Genomic DNA, 22,361 nt, shown 5'->3' with positions numbered 1-22,361 from the left:
CATGGAGACGGACAATGGCCCGTATTGCAGGCGTCAACATCCCGACCAACAAGCGCGTCGTCATCGCGCTCCAGTACATCCACGGCATCGGGCCCAAGAAGGCCCAGGAGATCGTCGAGAAGGTCAACATCCCGGCCGAGCGCCGCGTGAACCAGCTGACCGACGCCGAAGTGCTCCAGATCCGTGAGACAATCGACCGTGACTACATGGTCGAAGGCGACCTGCGCCGCGACGTTTCCATGAACATCAAGCGTCTCATGGATCTCGGTGCGTATCGTGGCCTGCGTCACCGCCGTAGCCTCCCGGTTCGCGGTCAGCGCACACACACGAATGCCCGCACCCGCAAGGGCAAGTCCAAGCCGATCGCCGGCAAGAAGAAGTAATCTTCGGGCGGTTTTTCCGCCCAAGGTCGTCTCCAGGCCTAACCCGGGGATCTGCCGCCAGGTGTGGCGCGCCAATTTGAAGGTGATGGCCGGGCCGAGCCCGGTCACGACGAAATCGAAACTCCCGAGCGCCTGGCATGACGGGCGCGTTTGAAGGACCGACTTGAATGGCTAAAGAAGCGACCCGCGTTCGCCGCCGCGAACGCAAGAACATCGTCTCCGGCGTGGCGCATGTAAACGCCTCGTTCAACAACACCATGATCACCATCACGGACGCTCAGGGCAACACGATCTCGTGGTCCTCGGCTGGCGCGATGGGCTTCAAGGGCTCGCGTAAGTCGACCCCGTACGCCGCGCAGGTTGCGGCCGAGGATGCGGCCCGCAAGGCTTCCGAGCACGGCATGCGCACCCTTGAGGTGGAAGTGTCCGGTCCCGGTTCCGGCCGCGAATCGGCGCTCCGCGCGCTCCAGTCGGCGGGCTTCACCGTCACGTCGATCCGTGACGTGACGCCGATCCCGCACAATGGCTGCCGGCCGCGCAAGCGTCGCCGCGTCTAAGCTCATCCTGCGCCCGGGTCTCCCTGGGCGCATTCCGGTTTTGGGGGTGGGCGCAGCGCCTGCCCTCATTCCGTACCTGCAAGAGGTGTGGTTGTGATCCAAAAGAACTGGCAAGAGCTGATTAAGCCGAACAAGCTCGAAGTTGCTCCCGGCGACGATCCGAAGCGTATCGCCACGGTCGTGGCCGAGCCGCTGGAGCGTGGCTTCGGCACCACGCTGGGCAACTCCCTGCGCCGCGTTCTGCTGTCGTCCCTCCAGGGCGCTGCTGTGACGTCGATTCACATCGACGGCGTGCTGCATGAGTTCTCGTCCATTCCGGGCGTCCGCGAGGACGTGACGGATATCGTGCTCAACGTGAAGACGATCGCCATCAAGATGCAGGGCGAAGGTCCGAAGCGCATGTCGCTTCGCAAGACCGGCCCGGGCGCCGTGACGGCAGGCGACATCAACACGGTCGGCGACGTGCAGATCCTGAACCCGGAACTCGTGCTCTGCACCCTCGACGAGGGCGCGGAAATCCGCATGGAGTTCACGGTCGACACCGGCAAGGGCTACGTCCCGGCCGAGCGTAACCGCGCTGAGGACGCTCCGATCGGCCTCATCCCGGTCGACTCGCTCTACAGCCCGGTGAAAAAGGTTTCGTACCGCATCGAGAACACCCGCGAGGGCCAGATTCTCGATTACGACAAGCTGATCATGACGGTCGAGACGAACGGCGCGGTCACGCCGGAAGACGCGGTGGCCTACGCGGCCCGCATCCTCCAGGACCAGCTTCAGGTGTTCGTCAACTTCGAAGAGCCCCGCAAGGAAGAGACTGCCGCCGCCGCGCCGCAGCTGCCTTTCAACCCGGCGTTGCTCAAGAAGGTCGACGAACTCGAGCTGTCTGTCCGTTCGGCGAACTGCCTGAAGAACGACAACATCGTCTATATCGGCGACCTCATTCAGAAGTCCGAGGCGGAAATGCTCCGCACCCCGAACTTCGGCCGCAAGTCGCTCAACGAGATCAAGGAAGTTCTCGCGTCCATGGGCCTCCACCTGGGCATGGACGTGCCCGGCTGGCCGCCTGAGAACATCGAAGATCTCGCAAAGCGCTTCGAAGAGCACTACTAAGCCTGCCAGGGCCGCCGGCCTAAGGCGGCCCTGATTTCATCCCCGCTCAAGGGCGGGATCAAAAGAGAGACGGCCGTACCTTGGCACGGCGGCCGGAAGATTTAGGAGAAAGCCATGCGTCACGGATTCCGCGGCCGTCGGTTCAACCGCACGACCGAACACCGCAAAGCAATGTTCGCCAACATGGCGGCTGCGCTCATCAAGCACGAGCAGATCGTCACGACCCTGCCGAAGGCAAAGGACCTGCGTCCGGTCGTCGAGAAGCTGATCACCCTCGGCAAGCGCGGCGACCTGCATGCCCGTCGTCTGGCCATGTCGCAGCTCCGCGACGAGGATATGGTCAAGAAGCTCTTCGCTGTGCTCGGCCCGCGCTACCAGGCCCGCCAGGGCGGCTACACCCGCGTCCTGAAGGCCGGCTTCCGCTACGGTGACAACGCCCCGATGGCCGTGATCGAGTTCGTCGAGCGCGACGTCGATGCGCGGGGCCAGGATTCTGGCCCGTCGCAGAAGACCGAAATGGTCGAAGCGGCATAAGCCTGACCGGATCAATCTCATCAAGGGCGGCCTGTGGGCCGCCCTTTTTGTTTTTGCGGAAGGCTATTATCCCGGTGCTGGAATTTGGTGTTTCGGCCACCACGTCTTATCGAAACGTGACTCGTTTGAATGGATTCGCCTGCCATGCGCATTTCTCCGCTCCGCCCTTTGGTTGTCGCCGCATCCCTGATCTTTGGCTTGGTGGCTGTGCAGGCGCAGACCAGGGTCGTGCCTGAGAGCCGGGCGCAGGTCCAACTCTCCTTCGCGCCTATCGTCCGCCAGACAACCGGCGCGGTCGTGAACGTATATGCCACCCGGTCGGAGCGCCGGCAGAACGCCGCCATGGAGGAGTTCTTCCGCCGCTATTTCGGCGACGGCGGCCCCAGCGTGCCCCCGGGGCGCTCGCAGAGTTCCCTCGGCTCGGGCGTGATCATCGACCCGTCGGGCCTCGTGATCACCAACAACCACGTCATCGAGAACATGAACGACGTGAAGGTGGCTCTGGCGGACCGCCGGGAGTTCGAGGCCGATATCGTATTGCGGGACTCCCGGACGGACCTTGCAGTTTTGAGGATCAAGAACCCGTCCAACCTCGAGACGATCGAACTGGGAGATTCCGAGGCTTTGCAGGTCGGCGATCTGGTGCTCGCCATCGGCAACCCGTTCGGCGTCGGGCAGACCGTCACGCAAGGTATCGTGTCGGCCCTGGCCAGAACCCAGGTTGGGATTTCCGACTACCAGTTCTTCATCCAGACGGACGCCGCCATCAACCCGGGCAATTCGGGCGGCGCTCTCATCGACATGAGCGGCCGGCTCGTGGGAATCAACACGGCGATCTACTCCCGCTCGGGCGGCAATGTGGGCATCGGCTTCGCCATCCCGTCAAGCATGGTCCGGGTCGTTCTCAACTCGGCCAAGGGCGGCTCGCGCAACGTGGTCCGGCCGTGGCTGGGGGCCCGGCTGCAACCGGTGGACGGGGAAATCGCCACGACTCTGGGATTGGAGCGTCCGACCGGCGTTCTGGTAACGTCGATCTACGACAAGGGGCCGGCATCGGAGGCAGGGCTGAAGCGCGGAGATGCGATTCTCGCCGTGGATGGACAACCGGTCGATAGCCCGGACGCCTTCGGCTATCGCTTCACCCTCAAGGGAACGCAGGGGCAGACCCCGCTCACCGTGCTGCGAGGGGGCAAGCGGACCGACATCATGGTCAAGCTCATGCCGCCGCCGGAAATTCCGCCACGGGAGCCGGTGCGCATTCGGTCCCGGTCACCGCTTGCGGGCGCGACCCTAGTCAACATGTCCCCGGCGGTGGCTGAGGAATTGCAGATCGACATTTCTGATGACGGCGTCATCGTGGCAGACGTGGAGGAGCGCGGGGTTGCGGCGAGCCTCGGCTTCCAGAAGGGCGACCAGATCGTGGCCATCAACGGCGAGCGCCTGGCTTCGACCCGTGACGCGCAGCGTGAGATCGATCGGGCGGGCGGCTATTGGGAGATCACCATCAGCCGGGGCGGGCGGGTCTTCACCACCGTGGTCGGTCGATGAGGGCAGGGACTCCGGCGCGCCGATCAGGTATTGAAGACTTGTGCGCCCGAGTCCTTTGAAATCATGAGCGACCTCTTCTCTTCCGCCGGCCTCGACCAGAACGCGCCGCGCCCGCTGGCCGACCGGATGCGGCCGACCAAGCTCGCGGAGGTTGTCGGCCAGGATCATCTGGTCGGGCCGGACGGCATCCTGACCCGACTGATCGCCTCCAAGTCTCTCGGGTCCCTGATTTTCTGGGGGCCGCCAGGCACTGGCAAGACAACCGTCGCGCGGCTGATGGCCCATGAGACCGACCTGCATTTCGAGCAGATCTCCGCGATTTTCTCGGGGGTCGCCGATCTCAAGAAGGTGTTCGAGGCGGCCCGACACCGCCGGTCGATGGGAACGGGCACGCTCCTCTTCGTGGATGAGATCCACCGCTTCAACCGGGCTCAGCTCGACGCCTTCTTGCCCGTCATGGAAGACGGCACCATCACGCTTGTGGGTGCGACAACCGAGAATCCATCCTTCGAGCTGAACGCGGCGCTCCTCTCTCGGGCCCGGGTGCTCATTTTCAGAGCGCTCGACGAGGAAGCGATCCACAAGATCCTGCTCAGGGCCGAGGAGATCTCCGGAAAGTCCCTGCCGCTCGACGAAGAGGCGAGGGCTTCCCTGGTGCGCATGGCCGACGGGGACGGACGCGCGGTGCTGACCCTGGCCGAGGAGGTCTGGCGCTCGGCCAAACCGGACGAGATGTTCGATGCGGAGCAGCTGCAGGAGATCATCCAGCGACGCGCCCCCATCTACGACAAGGGGCAGGAGGGACACTACAACCTCATCTCGGCCCTGCATAAGACCATCCGGGGCTCGGACCCTGATGCGGCGCTCTATTACCTCGCTCGCATGTTGGATGCCGGCGAGGACCGTCTCTTCATCGCCCGTCGGCTCGTCCGGGCGGCCATCGAGGATATCGGTCTGGCCGACCCCCAGGCCCTGGTGGTCGCCAACGCCGCCAAGGACGCCTTCGATTTTCTCGGCACGCCGGAGGGGGAGCTCGCCCTGGCCCAGGCGGCGGTCTATCTCGCGACCGCGCCAAAATCGAACGCGGTCTATAACGCTTACAAGGCTGCGACCCGGGTGGCCAAGGAGCACGGCTCCCTCATGCCGCCCAAGACCATCCTCAACGCGCCGACGAAGCTCATGAAGAACATCGGATATGGGGCGACCTACCGCTACGATCACGACGAACCGGACGCCTTTTCGGGCCAGGATTACTGGCCGGAGAAGCTGGAGCCCCAAAACTTCTACGAGCCGGTGGACCGGGGCTTCGAGCGCGAGATCCGCAAGCGGCTCGACTGGTGGGAAAAGCTGCGGGCCGAGCGGCGGGACGAGACCGACTAGCATGAACGGCTACCTCCTCGTCTTCCTCGGCGCCGGGATCGGCGGCGCTCTCCGGCATACGGTTAATCTCGGCTGCGCCCGTTACTGCGGGATCGCATTCCCCTGGGGCACCGCGACGGTGAACGTCCTCGGCTCCTTCATCATGGGCGCGCTGACTGGATGGCTGGCCTTTAAGGCCGGGGAGGGGTGGAGCCAGCCCCTGCGGCTGTTCCTGACCACCGGCATTCTTGGCGGCTTCACCACCTTCTCGGCTTTCTCCCTCGACGCGGTCCTCCTCTGGGAGCGCGGCGCTACGGCACTGGCCGCGGGCTATGTGGCGGCGTCCGTCGTGCTGTCCATCGGGGGATTGATAGCGGGTCTTGCGCTGATCAGGGCGGTTGCTGCGTAGAGCTCGATTGCCGCCTGCGCGGCGCTCTGGTACCCAATCCTCATGAAGAAAAGCGGTTCAGGACGAAATGACGCCCGTGGCGGGCGGGCAGGATCACGGCAGGGCTTCCGCTCCCGTGACGAGAAACCCGCGCGCAAGAACGGGCTGACGAAACAACGGGCCCCGAGGCCGGTAAGCAAGGCCCGTCCGGCGGCGCCCGTGAAGGCAATGCCGCCCGTGGCGGATGCGGCGCCAAAGCCCACGAGGGCTCAGGCCCGAGCCGAGGCGCAGGAGACCCTGGCGACTGGCGTGCAGACGCTCACCGTGGAGCCGGACGAGGCCGACATGCGGGTGGACCGCTTTCTGGTCGCGCGCTTCCCGCAGCTCGCCTTCACGCACATTCAGCGCATCGTCCGGAAGGGCGAACTGCGCATCGACGGCAAGCGGGCGCAGCCGAACGAGCGCCTGACGGCCGGGCAGAAGGTTCGTGTGCCGCCGCTGAAACTCGACCAGCCACGACCCGTCGCCCGCAGCGCCGCGAAGGATCAGGACGAACGCGAGTTCCTGAAATCCATCACGCTCTACGAGGACAAGGACGTTCTCGTCATCAACAAGCCCATGGGGCTTGCGGTGCAGGGCGGCTCGGGCACCAAGCGTCACGTGGACGGAATGCTCGATGCGCTGACGGGGGAAGACGGCCAGAAGCCCCGCCTCGTTCACCGCCTCGACAAGGACACCTCGGGCTGCCTCGTGATCGCCAAGACGCGCTTTGCCGCGTCCACCATGGCGAAGTCGTTCCGGGCCCGCACGACGCGCAAGATCTACTGGGCGTTGGTCGCAGGCGTCCCGCGCGTGCGGCAGGGGCGGATCTCGACCTATCTGTCCAAGGAAGGCGACGAGGGCGATGCCCGCATGCGCGTTGCCCAACATGGCGACGAAGGCGCAAGCCATGCGCTGACCTATTACGCGGTGGTCGAAACCGCCGGGCAGAAGCTGTCCTGGATTTCGCTGAAGCCGGTGACGGGGCGTACCCACCAGCTGCGCGCGCATACGGCCCACATCGGCCATCCGATCGTGGGGGATCCGAAGTACTTCGATATAGAAAACTGGGAATTGCCGGGCGGCATCCAGAACAAGCTGCATCTTATGGCTCGCCGGATCGTGATCGCGCATCCCAGAACTGGAAAACCGATCGATGTGACGGCTCCTCTGCCGCCGCATATTCAACAGAGCTTCAATCTCTTAGGGTTCGACGTGAAGCGCTACGATCCGATCATCGACGCACCCGAGGAATAAGGCATTCCGTTCATTTTCGTATCTCCTCCTTGTCGCACTTTTGCCGCCACAGAGGCGTAACCTTCCTTGTCTCGGCCAAACAGCCGGGCCATTGGCAAGGAGGAGATCGATGGAACACAAGCATCTGGATCAGCTCCGTAGCGTAGCCGACGTTCAACCCCGGTCCCTGACCAGGCAAGAACGCATCGAACGTTGGATTGAGCTTCTCGAGCGCAATCCCTCTCGGCGCCTCAACTCACTTGGCGAAATCGAATACAAACCACCGGCAGAACGGGCCCTCATCCGGCAAGACGACTCGCCGTTGACGGTGGCCTATGAAGATCCGGTTCTTCGGGCAGACGGCTTGGCGAGCGATAGGCTCGGCGACGTCATGAACTACTTCGAACTATCGGACGGCCAGGCGCACTATGCTCTGTGCTCTTGCCTCAGCGGTCGCAGCATGGAAGCCGCATCTTTCGCGCAACGGCTCCGCAACACGACCGGCGGCGCTGGATGGCGTTCCGCAGCGGGCGCATGGGCTCTTGCTGGACTGGCCGTGACCCTGCCGGGAGTCGCCTACCTGCTACAGTAAGCAGGCCGACCGGCTTTCAACGAATGATCAGGAGGCATGGCCTGTCTCCTGATCTGCGCCGCCTTTGACTGTTGCGCCGTCATCGATCATGGATGACGCGACACCGATCAAAGGGCATGGCAAAATGCTTCACATCGAGCCTGTGACGCTCTCGTCCGAACGACTGACTCTGAGACCCCTCGGGCTCGATGATGCTCCCGCGCTGGCGAGAGCCGCCAGCGACGGCGAACTTTGGCAAAAGAGAACCACGACGGTGCCGATGCCCGAGGGCTTCGAAGCCTATGTGCAGAAGGCTCTTGAAATTCAGGCGTCGTGTTTGGCTCTTCCGTTCGCGACCGTTGTGAACGATGGCTCTATTGTCGTCGGCTCTACGCGCTACATGAACATCGATGCCGCCAACCACCGGGTGGAGATCGGCGCCACCTGGATTGCCCGGTCCTGGCAGCGGACATTCGTGAACACCCACGCGAAGTTCCTGATGCTCCAGCACGCCTTCGAGACGCTCGGCTGCAATGCCGTGGAGCTGCGGACCCACCGCCTGAACGACCAGTCGCGGGCCGCGATCGAACGGCTCGGGGCAAAACTCGACGGCATCCTGCGCCAGCACATGATCATGCCGGACGGCCACGTGCGCGACACGGTGGTGTACAGCATCATTCGCGATGAATGGCCCGACGTGAAAGACGGCCTTCAACGCCGAATGGCCGAGATGGATTCCAGGGCTGCCTGACGCCCCTGCGGTCTCGCGGCGGGTCGCCGACGGGCAGGCGCGTCATGTGGTGGCAAACCCAAGGGCCTTGATGCGCGTTACCCCGACAGGGGCCATGTCGCCAGCCCATGCAAGGCAGCCATCGAGGAGAGCCTGACCATCATGAAGCCGATGAACGAAAGCCATCTGGCCATTTTGCGTCGGCATATGGTCGAGGTCATTGCGATCCATGTCGATCTGGCAAGCGAGGAGATCGGCAAGGACAAGCTGGACGAGCGGGTAATGGCCGCCATGCTGCGGGTGCCACGCCACCTCTTCGTCCCGGTGCAGCTGGCCGCCTATGCCTACCAGGACACGCCGCTGCCGATCGGCTTCGACAAGACCATCTCCCAGCCGTTCATTGTCGCCCTCATGACGGATCTGCTCAGCCCGCAGCCAAATGAGACGGTGCTCGAGGTCGGCACGGGTCTGGGGTACCAGGCCGCTGTCCTGACGGAGCTCGCCGGACAGGTGCGGAGCATCGAGGTCGTCGAGGAGTTCGCCGGCCATGCTCAGGGGCTGCTCGATCAGCTCGGGTACCCGAATATCGAAATCCGTGTTGGCGACGGCTCGCGCGGCTGGCGCGAGCATGCCCCTTTCGACAAGATCCTTGTGACAGCCGCCGCCGAACAGGTGCCGCAGGCCCTGCTGGACCAGCTCAAGCCCGGAGGACGCCTGGTCATGCCCCTGGGACCTGAGGAAATGCAGCGCCTGACCGTGACGGACAAGGACCAGGAGGGGCGTCCCGAGACCCGCAACCTGATTCCGGTCCGGTTCAGCCGCCTTGAGACGGTCGCGTAGCCCGAGGAAACGTCACCGATACCGCCGGGCTCCGGCGAGTTTGCGGATGCTCTGGGTATCGAGCGCGTTGAGCAGGTTCACGAGTCTGTCCGCGTCCTCGAAGCTGATCCCCGTAAGAGGGACGTCGTCGAGGATCACAGGGCGGTCGGTCGCCACGTCATAGACGGTCCACCCGGTCTGGTCGGCTCGCATGTCGTATCTCATGCGCCCGAGTACAGATGGGCAGTATGGCGCAAGCAGGGCAGTCGGAGCTCTGCACAGCTTGTCCACACGGTGTCCACTCTTCTAGAGCGCCGGTCCTACCCTAAATATCTAGTGAGGCCGGGCCTGTTCGCGGAGCCGATCTCGGTTGCGGGCTCCATGCGTTGCCGCATCGTGTACGTGACTTGAACCTCGGTGATTGATTTGACGGGCATCGCGTTCCTCGACTTCGAAGCCTCATCGCTTGGAAAGCACGGGTATCCCATCGAGGTCGCGTGGGTTTTCGCAACCGGCGAGGAGGAGAGCCATCTCATCCGGCCCGCCGAGGCCTGGACGGACTGGGCCGCCGACGCGGAGGCCGTTCACGGCATCACGCGCGATCGCCTGATAGCCGATGGGGCGTCCGTCGAAGACGTGGCCAACCGCATGGTTGCGGCCCTTACCGGCCATTCTCTTTATGCAACGGCGCCTTCCTGGGACGGTCAGTGGCTGAGCAAGCTGCTGCGGGCGGCGGGACTGCCGCGGCATTCCTTGCGTCTCCAGGATACCGATGTGGCTCACCAGGAGGCAGCAACCGACGTGCTGCGCGCCGCTGGCGTTTCAGCCCACTTGCATGAGGGCCTCCTACGGGAGATTCTGGCAGGGGCCAAGCGCAGGGATGAGGAACTGGGCGCGCCTGAGCACCGGGCGCTCGCGGACGCCAAGCGCGAGCGGCAACTCTGGCAGGATATCCGCCGCCGTGCCGAAGACGTCGCGGCGCGCTTCGGACATTCGGCCTGACGAAGGAACATTGATGACAATCTGGATACCCGGCGTGAACCTGCGCTTCGATGAACGCGGGAGCTCGCGATGACCGGCCGCGCCGAGAACCGTCACAAGACCCTGCGCGGCATGGCCGGCCCGAAGGCGGAGAAATCAATTTCGCTTGCCCTGCAGGGCGGTGGAGCCCACGGGGCCTTCACGTGGGGCGTCCTCGACTATCTTCTCGAGGACGGGCGGCTGGCTATCGAGGCCATCACGGGCACGAGCGCAGGCGCCATGAACGCCGTGGTGCTCCTGGAGGGCTGGGTGGAGGGCGGACCCGAGGGGGCGCGGGCGCAACTGCGCCAGTTCTGGAAGCGGGTCAGCCTCGACGGCGCGCTATCGCCCGTTCAGCGCTCGGTCTTCGACCAGTTCCTGAACTACTGGAACCCGGACGGATCCCCAGCCCGCTTGTGGATCGATGCCTGGTCGAAGGTCGCGAGCCCATACGACCTGAACCCGCTCGACATCAATCCCCTGAAGGATGCGCTCGGCAGCCTCATCGATTTCGACCGCGTACGGGCCTGCACCGATGCAAAACTCTTTGTCGCGGCGACGAATGTCTGGTCCGGGAAAATCCGAATCTTCAACGGCTCGGAACTGACGGTGGACCACGTCCTGGCCTCGGCGTGCCTGCCCATGGTCTTCAAGGCGGTGGAGATCGAGGGCGAGCCCTACTGGGACGGGGGCTATTCCGGCAACCCGGCGCTCTTCCCCCTGTTTTACGAGACGCGCACCGACGATGTCCTGCTGGTCCAGATCAATCCGCTGGAACGCCGCTCCACGCCCCGCACGGCGCGGGAGATCCAGAGCCGCCTGACCGAGATCACGTTCAACTCCAACCTGCTGCACGAGCTCAGGGCAGTCGAGTTCGTCACCCGGTTGATCGAGGAGGGAAAGCTTTCGACCAAGGACTACAAGCGGGTCTTCATGCACTGCCTTCATGGCGGCCATGACCTCGACGCGTTCGCGGCATCGTCCCGCCTCAACGCCAAGTGGGCGTTCTTCAAGGAACTCAAGGATCTTGGGCGGTCCGCCGCCAGGAACTGGCTTTCCGAGAACTACGAGGCGATCGGCCACAAAAGCACTCTTGATCTGCGGGGGGCCTATTCGTGAGCGCTGGCTGGGGATGTCAGGTCACGCAAGGTGCGCCAGCGCACGACAGAACTTAAGGGCAAGTCACAAATCTTCAGGGTCAGCGTATAGTGCCGCGCTGATGCTGCCGATCTGGAGGCCTTCCCTATGAGCTTTCTCCGGTCCGTTTATGTGTTTGGTTCGCTGAGTTACTTACTCGCCGCCGCGCCGGCGCTCGCCCAGGGCGGGCCGCCGCAGGCGCCGCCTGTGACCGTGGCGAAGCCCGTGGTCAAGGACATCATCGAGCGCGATGACTTCATCGGACGGTTCGAGGCGGTCGATCAGGTCGATGTCAGGGCGCGGGTGTCAGGATATCTCGATAAGGTGCATTTCCAGGACGGCACCTTGGTCAAGGCGGGCGATCTGCTCTTCACCATCGACCCGCGTCCCTACCAGAACGCCCTGGAGCAGGCCCAGGCCACCGTGACGTCCTCCGAGGTGCGCCTAAACTTCGCACAGAGCGATCTCGATCGGGCCGAACAGCTGCGCCGGACCGGCAACATCGCCGACCAGCTGCTCGATCAGCGGCGGCAGGCATATCTCACCGCCAAGGCCGACCTAGACCGGGCACAGGCCTTCCTGCGGCAGGCGCAGCTCGATGTGGAGTTCACGCAGATCAAGTCGCCCCTGAGCGGGCGCATCTCCCGCAAACTCGTCTCCGAGGGCAATCTCATCAACGCCAACGAGACGATCCTGACCAATGTCCTGTCGCTCGATCCGATCCAGTTTTATTTCGACGTGGATGAGCGCTCGTACCTTGCCTATTCGCGCCAGACCCAGGGCGGAACGAGGACATCCACCGGCGAGGCCGCGAATGAAGTCACCCTGACCCTCACCGACGAGCGCCAGGGCGAACGCACCGGGCGGCTCGACTTCGTGGACAATAGGCTCGATGCGGCGAGCGGCACGATCCGGGCTCGCGCTGTCTTCGACAACAAGGACCTGTTTCTGACCCCCGGGCTGTTCGGACGCGTGACCATCGGCGGGTCGGATCCATACAAGGGCGTTCTCCTCCCGGACGAGGCGGTCGGCAGCGATCAGGATCGGCGGGTGGTCTATGTCGTCGGGCCCGACAACGTCGTTAACATCACGCCGGTGCGAACCGGTCCCAGGATCGACGGATATCGGGTCATCCGCGAGGGCCTGAAGGGTGATGAGACCGTGGTGGTGAATGGGCTCGTCCGCGTTCGACCTGGCATGCCCGTGACACCGCAGATGTCCACGTTGCCGCCCACTCGGGAGCGGAACGGCACCTGAATTCGCCTGGCGAGGATCATCCCATGCGCTTTGCCCATTTCTTTGTCGACCGTCCCATCTTCGCGACGGTCCTGTCGATCCTCATGCTGATCGTCGGCGGAATCGCCTATACGACGCTTCCGGTCGCGCAATATCCCGACATCACGCCCCCCACGATCGTGGTTCGCGCCAACTATCCGGGCGCGGACGCCCAGACGGTCGCGGCGACGGTGGCGACTCCCTTGGAGCAGCAGGTCAACGGCGTGGAGGACATGCTGTACATGTCCTCCTACTCCACGGGCGACGGCTCCATGGCGCTGACCGTTACGTTCAAGCTCGGGACCGACCTCGACAAGGCTCAGGTGCTTGTCCAGAACCGCGTCGCCATCGCGACGCCGCGCCTGCCCGAGGACGTGCGACGCCTCGGGGTGACGACGCTCAAGAGTTCACCCGACCTCATGATGGTCGTGCACATGCTGTCGCCCAACGGCACCTATGACCAGCTCTATGTGTCGAACTATGCCCGCAACAACGTCCGCGACGTGATTATGCGGCTCGAAGGCGTCGGCGATCTCATCATCTTCGGCGAACGCCAGTATTCACTGCGCGTCTGGCTCGATCCCGAAAAGCTCGCGGCCTACGGCATGGCCTCCGGCGAGGTGGTACGCGCGATCCAGGAGCAGAACGTCCAGGTGTCAGGCGGCGCCCTCGGCCAGGAGCCGACCCCGTCGGATGCGGCCTTCCAGCTCACGGTCACGACGCAAGGGCGGTTCGAGGACCCGCGCCAGTTCAGGCAGATCATCGTACAATCCACACCGGACGGACGGCTCGTCCGCCTGCAGGACGTCGCTCGCGTCGAACTTGGCGCGCAGGATTACGTGACGAACTCATATCTCAACGGCAGTCCGGCCGTCGCCCTCGGGATCTTCCAAAGACCCGGCACCAATGCGCTCGCGGCGGCAGACCAGATCATCCAATCGATGGAGCAGCTCAAGGCCGACTTCCCGCCGGGCATCGACTATCAGATCGTCTATAATCCGACGGAGTTCATCGCCCAGAGCGTGAACGAGGTCTACAAGACCCTGTTCGAGGCCACTGCGCTCGTGGTGCTGGTCGTCATCGTGTTCCTGCAGAGCTGGCGCACGGCGATCATCCCGATCGTGGCCATTCCGGTGTCCCTGATCGGCACCTTCGCCATCATGGCGGCCCTCGGCTTCTCGCTGAACACCCTGACGCTGTTCGGCATGGTGCTGGCAATCGGCATCGTGGTGGACGACGCCATCGTGGTGGTCGAGAATGTGGAGCGCAACATCGCCATGGGCCTGTCGCCTAGGGACGCGGCTCATCGGACTATGGACGAGGTCGGCACCGCGGTCGTGGCCATCGCCCTGGTCCTCGTGGCGGTCTTCATTCCCACCGCCTTCATTCCGGGCATATCGGGCCAGTTCTATCGCCAGTTCGCCCTGACCATCGCGGTCTCGACGGTAATCTCGGCGTTCAACTCGCTCACCCTGTCGCCGGCTCTCGCCGCATGGCTTCTGAAGCCGCACAGTCACGAGCAGTCGAGAAATCCGATCTGGCGTTTCGGCAATGCCTTAGCGGGGGGCTTCAACCGGGGCTTCGATGCGATGTCCCATGGCTATTCCAGGTCTGTCGGCTCCTTCGTCCGGCACAAGCTGATCGTTCTGCCGATCTACGCAGGTCTTCTGGCCGGCACTGTCTGGATCGCCAATCATGTGCCGCGGGGGTTCATCCCCTCCCTCGATCAAGGCTATGCCATCGTGGTCGTGCAGCTGCCGGACGGCTCCGCGCTTTCCCGCACCGACGCCGTGGTGCAGCGTGCCTCCAAGATCATGCAGGAGACGCCCGGCGTGCAGAATGCCGTGGCGTTCGCCGGCTTCTCCGGGGCGACCTTCACCAACGCCACCAACGCGGCGGCGATCTTCGCCGCGTTCAAGCCTTTCGAGGAACGCGTCAGGAGCGGTGACTCGGCTACTAAGATCATTGGGGATCTTTTCGGGCGCATGCAGCAGATCGAGGAGGCGTTCATCATCGCCATCCCGCCGCCGCCGGTCCGTGGGCTCGGCAATTCGGGCGGGTTCAAGGTCCAGCTCCAGAACCGGACAGGGGATGATGTCCGGGGTGTCTTGGCGGCCGCGTACCAGATGATGGGGCAAGCGCGCCAGAACCCGAACCTTGCGGGCGTCTTCACGACGTTTTCGGCGAATTCGCCTCAGGTCTTTCTGGAAATAGACCGCCAGAAAGCCAGCATCCTCAACGTTCCCATCCCCAATATCTTCGAGACGCTCCAGGTCAATCTCGGGGCCGCATACGTCAACGACTTCAACGCGTTCGGCCGGGTATATCAGGTTCGCGCGCAGGCCGATCAGCGCTTCCGCGTGGACCAGACCGACATCAACCGGCTGCGCGTGCGCTCCTCCACGGGGGCCTTGGTGCCGCTGGGAACTTTGGTGGAGATGCGGGAGGTCTCGGGGCCGGACCTCGTTCAGCGCTACAATATGTACACATCCGTGGCCCTGCAGGGGGACGCGGCGCCGGGTGTTTCCTCGGGGTCGGCCCTGAACGCCATGGAGGAGCTGGCCCGGCAGAACTTGACCCGCGGAATGGGTTTCGAGTGGACGGAACTGGCGTTCCAGGAGCGCCAGACGGGCAACACGGCGGTTTATATCTTTGCCTTGTCGGTGCTGTTCGTCTTTCTCGTGCTGGCGGCGCAGTACGAGAGCTGGTCCCTTCCGCTGGCCATCATTCTGATCGTGCCGATGAGCGTTCTCTCGGCCCTCGTCGGGGTGATGCTGCGCGGGCAGGACAACAACATCCTGACGCAGATCGGCCTCGTGGTTCTAGTGGGTCTCGCGGCGAAGAACGCCATCCTGATCGTGGAGTTCGCCAAGCAGGCGGAGGAGCGGGGAATGACTCCCGTGGACGCCGTCATCGAGGCGTCCCGCATGCGGCTGCGGCCGATCCTGATGACCGCTTTCGCGTTCATCCTCGGTGTGCTGCCCCTCGTGATCGCGACCGGACCCGGCGCAGAGATGCGTCAGGCCCTGGGGACAGCGGTGTTCTCCGGCATGATCGGCGTGACGGTGTTCGGTCTGTTCCTGACGCCGGTGTTCTACGTCGCCCTGCGGTTGATCGTTCTGAGATTCTCCCGCAAGTCGCCGCCGGACGCGACCAAGGAGGGGGCGCCCGCGCCAGCTCCGGCTGAGTGAGCAAGAGGGCGCCGGCTCCGTCAGTGAGCCGGCGTCTTGAGGCCTTCTATGTTATAGACGGCGATCGGCCGACTGAGACCCTTCAGGGGGATTTCGCCGATCAGAACCGTCGAGGCGATGTCCTCGACCTCGGTTGCGATGCGCTGGGTCACGAAGATCTCGCTGTCCCGGGCCTTCGCGCAGAGCCGCGCCGCCACGTTCGTAACCGTGCCGATGGCCGCGTAGTCCAGCCGTCCCTCGAACCCGATCCGGCCCATGGTGGCATAGCCTTGCGCAATGCCTATCCCGAAACCGACCCTGTAGCCGCGATGCTCCCAATTCTGCGCGAGCGAAAGGAACTTGTCCCGCATGGCGACGGCAAGCCGTACGGCACGGTTCGCGGGATCATGGCAGGGCAGGGGATCGTTGAAGATCACCATCATGCCGTCGCCGAGAAACCGTTCGAGCGTGCCTTCCGCCTCGTGCACCAGAGGCCCGAGGGCGACATGATAGGCGTTCAGGAAATCCATCACGTCTTCCGGCTCCGCGATTTCCGCGAAGCTGGTGAAACCGCGCAGGTCGCAGAACAGCGCCACGATCTCGCGGCGGTGGTGTTCCAGGATCCGCGCTTCGCTGCCCTCCGACATGATCATGCCAGCAAGCTGTGGCGGCAGAAAGCGCTTGAGCTCCTTGGCCCGCCCGAGTTCCTCCACCTGCTGGCGGACCCGGTCCTCGAGGTTCCGGTTCAGGCTCGCGAGTTCGGCCGCCTGTTGCTGGACGGTGTCGTAGAGGCGCTTGGTGCGCAGAAGCGACCGGACCCGCGCCACCAGCGTTACCTGGTCGAAGGGCTTCGTCACATAGTCGTCGCCGCCGGCATCAAGGCCCATCACCACGTCTTCGACGCTCGATCTCGCGGTCAGGAGCAGGATCGGGATCGCTCGCGTGGCCTCGTCCCCCTTCAACCGCCGCGTCACCTCGATTCCGTCCATTCCGGGCATCATGACGTCGAGGAGGAGCAGGTCGGGATGACGCTTTCGGGTCTTGTCTATCGCTTCCTGACCGTTCCGGGCGGTTTCAACATCGTATCCTTGCGCCTCCAGGCGCGTGGTGACGATGTCCAGGTTCTCGGCGATATCATCCACCACCAGGATGAGGGGACGCTCGCGAAGGGTGGGAGCCTTGGTGGTCATTTCAGGAGCCCGCAGACGGTTGCAAGCAGGTGGCGGGGACTGAATGGCTTTGCGATGTACCCGTCGCAGCCGACGGCCCGCGCCTTTTCTTCATCTCCCGACAACGCATAGGACGTAACGGCCACGATCGGGATGTGGCGCAGCGCGCCGTTCGCCTTGATGCGGCGGATGGCCTCGTAGCCGTCGATGATCGGTAGCTGAATGTCCATCATGATGAGATCGGGCAGGAACGCGGCGGCAGCCGTCACGGCCTGTTCGCCGTCATGAGCCTCCATAAGCTCGAAGCCGACGCTCGACAGGAGGTCCCGCATGATCTGCCGGTTGTCCTCGGTGTCCTCCACGATCAGGATGCGCTTGGCGTTCATGCCGCCTCCGTCTTGGCGTCGACCACCAGAGGAAGGTCGATGATGAAGGTGGAGCCGGCGCCGATCGCCGAGCGGACATCGATCGAGCCGCCATGAAGTTCGACAATGCGTTTGGAGATCGCCAGGCCCAGGCCGGTCCCACCCTGTCCATGCGCGTCGACGTTGCCGCCTTGGTGGAAGGCTCCGAAGATCAGCGCCTGGTCTTCGGGACGTATACCGATCCCCGTATCGGTGACGGAGATCCGCAGCCGCCCGTTCTGGGCCCGGGCCGCGATCTCGACGGAACCTTCCTCCGTGAACTTGATGGCGTTGCCGATGAGGTTGAGAAGCACCTGCGTCAATCTCCTCTCGTCGCCGTAGCCGGCAGGCAGGCCTTCCACCACCGAGGTCTTGAGAGCAAGGTTCTTGGCTTTCGCGAGCGGCTCCATGGACGAGACGACGGCCTGTACCAAGCCAGGAACCGAATAAGGCTCGTTGACGATCGATAGCTGCCCCGCCTCGATCTTGGAGAGGTCGAGCACGTCGTTGATGAGCGACAGGAGATGGCGGCCATTGGTCTGTACGCGACCGAGAATGCCCTGGGCCCTGTCCGGCAGCGGGCCGTAGATGCCGTCCATGAGCAGTTCCGTGTAGCCGAGCACGGCATTGAGCGGCGTGCGCAGTTCATGGCTCATGTTGGCAAGGAAGTTCGACTTAGCCCGGCTTGCCTGCTCGGCATATTGCTTGGCCTGACGGAGCGCTTCGTCCCGCGCGTGGCGTTCGGCGATGTCGCGGACCACGCAGATCAGGCCGCCGCCCTCGATCTTGGTGAGCGAGACATCCTGCGGAAAAGTCGTGCCGTCCCGCTTCAGTCCGACGGCCTCGCCGCTCCAGCGGCCTTCCCGGAAAAGCGTCTGCATCCCCTCCACGTCGAGGCGTTGCTGCTCGTCCGGCGTGTAGAGCTTTCGCCAGCTTTGCCCTTCGAGTTCGGATGGATCTTCGTAGCCGAAGATTCTGAGGTGGGCTGCGTTGATGTATTCATAAGTGGCGTCTGGCCCCAGGATCGCCATTCCGTCCATGGACGCTTCCATGGCGGCCAGATGCCTGCGCAGGATCTCTTCGATGCGCTTGAGCTCAGTGATATCGAAGTAGGTGAGCATGCGGCCGCCATCGGGCAGGGCGATGCAGCGGTACTGGATGATCTTGCCGTTCCTCAGCCGCAATTCGGTAGGGTCTATCGTGCCGCTCCGGATCGCGGCGATCCGGAAGGCTTTGTAGGCTTCCCATTCGTCGTCCGGCACCTCGTAGGCCTCGTGGGCGCGGCTTTCCTCCATGTCCTCCTCGAGCTCGCGAGGAACGTCGTAAAAGTCCGCCGGCATTTCCCACAATTCGCGGTAAGCGCGGTTCGCCAAGCGAATGCGCAGACTGGGATCGAGGAACAGGACGCCGTATTGAATGGTCTCCAACACGGCGTTGAGATCGCCGAGTGCCGCCTCGGTTTCCTTCTTGGCGGCCTTGAGCTGCCGCTCCCGCTGCTTCAGCTCCGAGATGTCGTTGAACGCGGAGAGCAGCGCAGGCGTACCCTCGTAATCCGCAATGGACGCGTTGATCAGGGCCCAGAAATGGTGGCCGTCAGGACGCTTCATCACCACTTCCACGTCGCTGACCCGGCCTTCGCGGGACAGGAGGTCGAGAACCCGTTTCCGGTCCTCCATGTTGGCGTAGTAATCGGGCGCTTGGGTCCCGATCATGCTCTCCGGCGGCACTCCGGTCACTTCCACCGTGCGGGCGTTGGCGTAGAGAACCATCCCGTCCGACAGGCGCGTGACTGCAAGCGGGAACGGGGCGAGCTCCAGGAGGCGCTGCTGGCGCTGCGCGGCGGCTTCGGTCGCCTCCAGGGCCCTCTTCTGCTCCGTAATGTCCAGGTAGGTGAGCATTCGTCCGCCATCGGCCAAGGGCACGCAGTGATAGCGGAGCACGCGTCCATCCGGACTCTTGATCTCCACAGGAGCGTCGGCGCAGCGGCAGATCTGTTCGATCTCCCGTTCGATCGCCTCCGCGAAGTCGGCTCCGCCCATGATGCGGCAATGATGCGCAATCAGGTCCTCGATTGACGTACCCTTGGCTATCAGCCCATCGGGCAAGGTCCACATCTGCTTATAGGCGCGGTTTGCAAGACGCACCTTCAGGTCGGCATCGAGGAAAAGGATGCCGTAATCGATGGTGTCGAGAAGGGCGTTCAGCTCCCGGTGATGAGCCAGCTCGCGCTCCGCGCGCTCTCGTTCGGCAAGTTCGTGCGCAAGCTGGTTGTTGAGGGCCGCGAGACTGGCGCTCCTCTCGCTCAGAGCCGTTTCACGGGCGTCCACTTGCTCAACCATGGCCGTGAACGCCTCTGCCAACTCCCCGATTTCATCATTTCGATGAAGGTCGAGATGCGTGCCAGGGCGTCCCTCGGCGACTGCCCCCGTGGCGCGCACGAGCTGGCGCAGGGGTACGGCGATCTGGGTTCGGAGTGTGGAGCTGAGAATGATGATCTCGAGGAGCAGGGCGATCGCGCCCATGATCAGGACGATACGGGCTGCCTGCCAGGCGTTGTCCGCGGCGAGCGACAGCGGGAAGATGGTCGCAAGGGTCCATCCGGGACCCGCGAGTTTCGTGACGGCCACGATCTCGTCGTAGGACGGGTTGCGAAGAACCGTCTGGTCGGCGGAGCGCTCCATTGCGAGCTTGTGGATCTGCGCCAGATCGGCGTCGCCCGTCTCGCTGATGGGGAGGGAGCCGCTACGCGCCTGGATCGCGTCCATGAATCGCGGATGGGCGATGAGGCGTCCGTCATCGGAGAACAACAGGCTGTAGGTGCCCCTGAGGTCGGCGCTGGTGGCCCGCCCGATCAGGTCGTGCATGAGAATGTCCTGCCCGACGCGAACGAGCGGGCGGCCATCCGCGATGGCTGGGCGGGTGATCGATACCAGCCAGTCGTTGATCCCATAATCGTAATAGAGCTCCGACCACCGTTCCTTGTCGGAGGCGGAGGGAGCACCTGAACCAGCAACGATGACCTCTTCCTTGGTGTCGGAAAGGAGGTTCAGCTTACCGGAGATTTCCCAGTCACCCGCCCGCAGGGCCCAAGGCTGCCCTGGCCAGTACATGATCACTGCGCCCTCGGGCGTGACCACGTACAGGTTGGCGAACTGGCTCGCCCAGGCCGGGCCGAACTGGGTGATCAGGTCGAAGGCGGCCATGAGCCGCCGCTTCAGATCCCGGTCGACGCTGACGTGCTTTCCGATGAAGCCGGTCACGCCATAGGTTTTGAACACATCCTCGGTTAGCCGAACCGTTCCATCGGGCCGTTGCTCGAACAGGGCGGTGAAGCGCTGCTCCGCATCCCTCGGATCCAGTTGGCGGATTTCTCGCAGATAGGCGTCGGCGAACGTGCGCACGTTGCCGCTGGCCAGGTCGAACACCGCGCTTTCGCGCTGGCGCCGCTGCTCGACGTATTGCTCGAGGTTTTCAAGCGCCTGCTGCTCGTACCCGGTCCGCACGTGCCAGTAGCTCAGGATCGTGGCGATCGCCACCACGATGCTGATGCGCACCGCGATCTTGCGCAGGGTCAAGCGGGTGATGGACGTCTTCGGTCCGGCTTCCGCATCCGGCGGCGCTGCATCCGTGAGCGCCGTCATGGCACAATCCTCGCCAGAGGGGGAGAAGTCATCACGCCGAGCCGCTTGCCGATCCGCGCGTTGAAGAAGAGTTCGCCTTCCCGGTTATAGGTGAGGGGAATGTCGCTGGGTCGAACCCCTTCGAGGACGCGCAGGGCGGCCTGTGCGAGCCAACGTCCCTGTTCCTCGGGATACTTGGCGACGCCAATCAGCGTGACCGGAGTCAACCACTCGAAATCGGTGCCGCTCGGGATCTGGCTCTTTTCCTCGGCGAACTTCCGGGCATCTGCCGGGTCCCAGTCGGGGAGCGCGCCGACCCCGAGGATCAGCAGCATGTCCACCTCCTGCTGCGCGCGCAGGAAGGCGTCCTTCCACTCCGCATGGGAGCGGACGAAATATGCGCGCTCGTAGGTGATGCCGAAGAGCCGCTGGTGATACTCGAGTTCCTTGCGCTTCACGTCTGTGTCCTCTGCCAGGAACCCGAGCCGCGAACCTCGTGCGTGCTGACGCAACAGGCGAATGATCTGCGGGATCGGCGAGACTTCGACCATTCCTGAGGTGTTGCGGTAGGGCAGGCCGTACACGGATGCATCCCAGTTGAGGCCGCAGAACAGAACCGGGATCTCCACATCCCGCAGATGGCCCATGACGAGATACTGCGCGGCCGGGTCGTCGCTGATCGTCACCACATCGGGCTTGAACTCATCGATGATGCGCTTGGCGTTTTCGGCGGAGGATTTGATTTCCTCATTGGAAGAACGGCGCTTGGCATCCAGATAGACCACGCGCAACTCCACGTTCTTGTCTTTCAGGGTGGATTGGAGCGCCGTCAGAATTCGATCATTCCATTCGTTCCCCTGGTGATAGGAATCGACATGGATGACCCTGCGGGTGGGCTCGGCAGCCCTTGGGCTGCCGGCGGGCCACCCGATACTGAGAAAAACCATCCAGATCAGCGCAAGGATCTGCGCGCAAAGCTTCAGTGTCCGACGGAGGGAGCTCGGCCGGAGCATGCAAGACGAGAACATCTCGATACGTTGCAGCATGGCAGATGGCCCTTGTACAAACGTTCGGCTGATCCTGTGCGAGAGGGTCGATCAATGGTCGATCGCCTTGGACTTACGCCTCGCAGGCAACATTCAAGCTTTGCGGATTCTATTCGCTGATGAGAAGGCGCTCAACCATTTGGCATCGGGGTTACCCCGAATGGATAGCGCACCATCGAGGCCGAATGGCGGCCGAGGCTGGAACAGACGAAGCCCATGCAGGGCCGACGGCTTCTCTTGGCCCGG

The 22,361-nt window shown here is 63.8% G+C and carries 20 protein-coding genes; 15 read left to right on the top strand and 5 right to left on the bottom strand.

Features of this window, described 5'->3' with window-relative positions; translation table 11 throughout:
• Positions 1-14 precede the first annotated feature (14 nt).
• The 11 genes from rpsM to DRB19_RS20880 all read left to right on the top strand — a co-directional run bounded on the left by rpsM (position 15) and on the right by DRB19_RS20880 (position 9,295).
• A complete protein-coding gene (gene rpsM, locus DRB19_RS20930) occupies positions 15-383 on the top strand; it encodes a 30S ribosomal protein S13 (RefSeq protein WP_114187967.1) in 369 nt (122 codons plus the stop codon).
• 167 nt (positions 384-550) lie between these two features.
• On the top strand, positions 551-940 hold the full coding sequence (gene rpsK / locus DRB19_RS20925) for a 30S ribosomal protein S11 (protein ID WP_047186967.1): 390 nt from the start codon (positions 551-553) through the stop codon (positions 938-940).
• 87 nt (positions 941-1,027) lie between these two features.
• Entirely contained in the window at positions 1,028-2,050 is a 1,023-nt protein-coding gene (locus DRB19_RS20920) for a DNA-directed RNA polymerase subunit alpha (RefSeq protein WP_174799979.1), read from the top strand.
• A 114-nt stretch (positions 2,051-2,164) separates the two neighbouring features.
• The gene (gene rplQ / locus DRB19_RS20915) at positions 2,165-2,584 is read left to right on the top strand and encodes a 50S ribosomal protein L17 (protein WP_114187966.1); all 420 of its coding nucleotides are present in this window, start codon (positions 2,165-2,167) and stop codon (positions 2,582-2,584) included.
• Between the two features lie 144 nt (positions 2,585-2,728).
• A complete protein-coding gene (locus DRB19_RS20910; protein WP_114187995.1) occupies positions 2,729-4,132 on the top strand; it encodes a Do family serine endopeptidase in 1,404 nt (467 codons plus the stop codon).
• Between the two features lie 63 nt (positions 4,133-4,195).
• Positions 4,196-5,512 (top strand): replication-associated recombination protein A, encoded by a 1,317-nt coding sequence (locus DRB19_RS20905; RefSeq protein ID WP_114187965.1) that lies wholly within the window; start codon positions 4,196-4,198, stop codon positions 5,510-5,512.
• Position 5,513: 1 nt separating this feature from the next.
• On the top strand, positions 5,514-5,900 hold the full coding sequence (gene crcB / locus DRB19_RS20900) for a fluoride efflux transporter CrcB (RefSeq protein ID WP_114187964.1): 387 nt from the start codon (positions 5,514-5,516) through the stop codon (positions 5,898-5,900).
• Between the two features lie 42 nt (positions 5,901-5,942).
• A complete protein-coding gene (locus tag DRB19_RS20895) occupies positions 5,943-7,175 on the top strand; it encodes an RluA family pseudouridine synthase (RefSeq protein WP_114187963.1) in 1,233 nt (410 codons plus the stop codon).
• Between the two features lie 109 nt (positions 7,176-7,284).
• The gene (locus tag DRB19_RS20890; protein ID WP_174799980.1) at positions 7,285-7,746 is read left to right on the top strand and encodes a hypothetical protein; all 462 of its coding nucleotides are present in this window, start codon (positions 7,285-7,287) and stop codon (positions 7,744-7,746) included.
• Between the two features lie 124 nt (positions 7,747-7,870).
• Entirely contained in the window at positions 7,871-8,476 is a 606-nt protein-coding gene (locus tag DRB19_RS20885; RefSeq protein ID WP_114187994.1) for a GNAT family N-acetyltransferase, read from the top strand.
• A 141-nt stretch (positions 8,477-8,617) separates the two neighbouring features.
• Positions 8,618-9,295, top strand: a complete 678-nt coding sequence (locus DRB19_RS20880; protein WP_114187962.1) for a protein-L-isoaspartate(D-aspartate) O-methyltransferase — start codon at positions 8,618-8,620, stop codon at positions 9,293-9,295.
• A gap of 12 nt (positions 9,296-9,307) precedes the next feature.
• Here DRB19_RS20880 and DRB19_RS20875 read toward each other — a convergent pair whose 3' ends face one another.
• Entirely contained in the window at positions 9,308-9,487 is a 180-nt protein-coding gene (locus DRB19_RS20875) for a hypothetical protein (RefSeq protein WP_245439707.1), read from the bottom strand.
• Between the two features lie 204 nt (positions 9,488-9,691).
• Here DRB19_RS20875 and DRB19_RS20870 point away from each other — a divergent pair, with 204 nt between their 5' ends.
• From DRB19_RS20870 to DRB19_RS20855, 4 genes are all read left to right on the top strand, one after another.
• Positions 9,692-10,276, top strand: a complete 585-nt coding sequence (locus tag DRB19_RS20870; protein WP_114187960.1) for a 3'-5' exonuclease — start codon at positions 9,692-9,694, stop codon at positions 10,274-10,276.
• 69 nt (positions 10,277-10,345) lie between these two features.
• Positions 10,346-11,413 (top strand): patatin-like phospholipase family protein, encoded by a 1,068-nt coding sequence (locus tag DRB19_RS20865; RefSeq protein WP_114187959.1) that lies wholly within the window; start codon positions 10,346-10,348, stop codon positions 11,411-11,413.
• Between the two features lie 126 nt (positions 11,414-11,539).
• Complete coding sequence (locus DRB19_RS20860; protein WP_114187958.1) at positions 11,540-12,688, top strand: efflux RND transporter periplasmic adaptor subunit; 1,149 nt, start codon at positions 11,540-11,542, stop codon at positions 12,686-12,688.
• Positions 12,689-12,711: 23 nt separating this feature from the next.
• On the top strand, positions 12,712-15,897 hold the full coding sequence (locus DRB19_RS20855; protein ID WP_114187957.1) for an efflux RND transporter permease subunit: 3,186 nt from the start codon (positions 12,712-12,714) through the stop codon (positions 15,895-15,897).
• Positions 15,898-15,917: 20 nt separating this feature from the next.
• On the opposite strand, the gene DRB19_RS31560 is transcribed toward DRB19_RS20855, so the two are convergent.
• Genes DRB19_RS31560 through DRB19_RS20835 form a run of 4 tightly spaced genes read right to left on the bottom strand, consistent with a single transcriptional unit; the run spans position 15,918 to position 22,016 of the window.
• A complete protein-coding gene (locus DRB19_RS31560) occupies positions 15,918-17,066 on the bottom strand; it encodes a response regulator (protein WP_114187956.1) in 1,149 nt (382 codons plus the stop codon).
• A complete protein-coding gene (locus DRB19_RS20845; RefSeq protein ID WP_114187955.1) occupies positions 17,063-17,431 on the bottom strand; it encodes a response regulator in 369 nt (122 codons plus the stop codon). Before DRB19_RS20845 ends, DRB19_RS31560 begins: the two co-directional genes overlap by 4 nt.
• Complete coding sequence (locus tag DRB19_RS20840) at positions 17,428-21,090, bottom strand: PAS-domain containing protein (protein WP_114187954.1); 3,663 nt, start codon at positions 21,088-21,090, stop codon at positions 17,428-17,430. Before DRB19_RS20840 ends, DRB19_RS20845 begins: the two co-directional genes overlap by 4 nt.
• The gene (locus DRB19_RS20835) at positions 21,087-22,016 is read right to left on the bottom strand and encodes an ABC transporter substrate-binding protein (protein WP_147021859.1); all 930 of its coding nucleotides are present in this window, start codon (positions 22,014-22,016) and stop codon (positions 21,087-21,089) included. Before DRB19_RS20835 ends, DRB19_RS20840 begins: the two co-directional genes overlap by 4 nt.
• Positions 22,017-22,361: the final 345 nt, after the last annotated feature.

Source organism: Microvirga aerophila (assembly GCF_003332305.1).
GTDB lineage: Bacteria > Pseudomonadota > Alphaproteobacteria > Rhizobiales > Beijerinckiaceae > Microvirga > Microvirga aerophila.
This window is presented reverse-complemented; position numbering and strand designations above follow the sequence as displayed.

Coding starts and splice junctions, on each gene's coding strand:
- DRB19_RS20910 (WP_114187995.1), top strand. CDS start 2,729: ATGCGCATTTCTCCGCTCCGCCCTTTGGTTGTCGCCGCATCCCTGATC.
- DRB19_RS31560 (WP_114187956.1), bottom strand. CDS start 17,066: ATGACCACCAAGGCTCCCACCCTTCGCGAGCGTCCCCTCATCCTGGTG.
- DRB19_RS20835 (WP_147021859.1), bottom strand. CDS start 22,016: ATGGTTTTTCTCAGTATCGGGTGGCCCGCCGGCAGCCCAAGGGCTGCC.
- crcB (WP_114187964.1), top strand. CDS start 5,514: ATGAACGGCTACCTCCTCGTCTTCCTCGGCGCCGGGATCGGCGGCGCT.
- DRB19_RS20875 (WP_245439707.1), bottom strand. CDS start 9,487: ATGCGAGCCGACCAGACCGGGTGGACCGTCTATGACGTGGCGACCGAC.
- rplQ (WP_114187966.1), top strand. CDS start 2,165: ATGCGTCACGGATTCCGCGGCCGTCGGTTCAACCGCACGACCGAACAC.
- DRB19_RS20845 (WP_114187955.1), bottom strand. CDS start 17,431: ATGAACGCCAAGCGCATCCTGATCGTGGAGGACACCGAGGACAACCGG.
- rpsK (WP_047186967.1), top strand. CDS start 551: ATGGCTAAAGAAGCGACCCGCGTTCGCCGCCGCGAACGCAAGAACATC.
- DRB19_RS20895 (WP_114187963.1), top strand. CDS start 5,943: ATGAAGAAAAGCGGTTCAGGACGAAATGACGCCCGTGGCGGGCGGGCA.
- DRB19_RS20840 (WP_114187954.1), bottom strand. CDS start 21,090: ATGACGGCGCTCACGGATGCAGCGCCGCCGGATGCGGAAGCCGGACCG.
- DRB19_RS20880 (WP_114187962.1), top strand. CDS start 8,618: ATGAAGCCGATGAACGAAAGCCATCTGGCCATTTTGCGTCGGCATATG.
- DRB19_RS20890 (WP_174799980.1), top strand. CDS start 7,285: ATGGAACACAAGCATCTGGATCAGCTCCGTAGCGTAGCCGACGTTCAA.
- DRB19_RS20855 (WP_114187957.1), top strand. CDS start 12,712: ATGCGCTTTGCCCATTTCTTTGTCGACCGTCCCATCTTCGCGACGGTC.
- DRB19_RS20905 (WP_114187965.1), top strand. CDS start 4,196: ATGAGCGACCTCTTCTCTTCCGCCGGCCTCGACCAGAACGCGCCGCGC.
- rpsM (WP_114187967.1), top strand. CDS start 15: ATGGCCCGTATTGCAGGCGTCAACATCCCGACCAACAAGCGCGTCGTC.
- DRB19_RS20860 (WP_114187958.1), top strand. CDS start 11,540: ATGAGCTTTCTCCGGTCCGTTTATGTGTTTGGTTCGCTGAGTTACTTA.
- DRB19_RS20865 (WP_114187959.1), top strand. CDS start 10,346: ATGACCGGCCGCGCCGAGAACCGTCACAAGACCCTGCGCGGCATGGCC.
- DRB19_RS20885 (WP_114187994.1), top strand. CDS start 7,871: ATGCTTCACATCGAGCCTGTGACGCTCTCGTCCGAACGACTGACTCTG.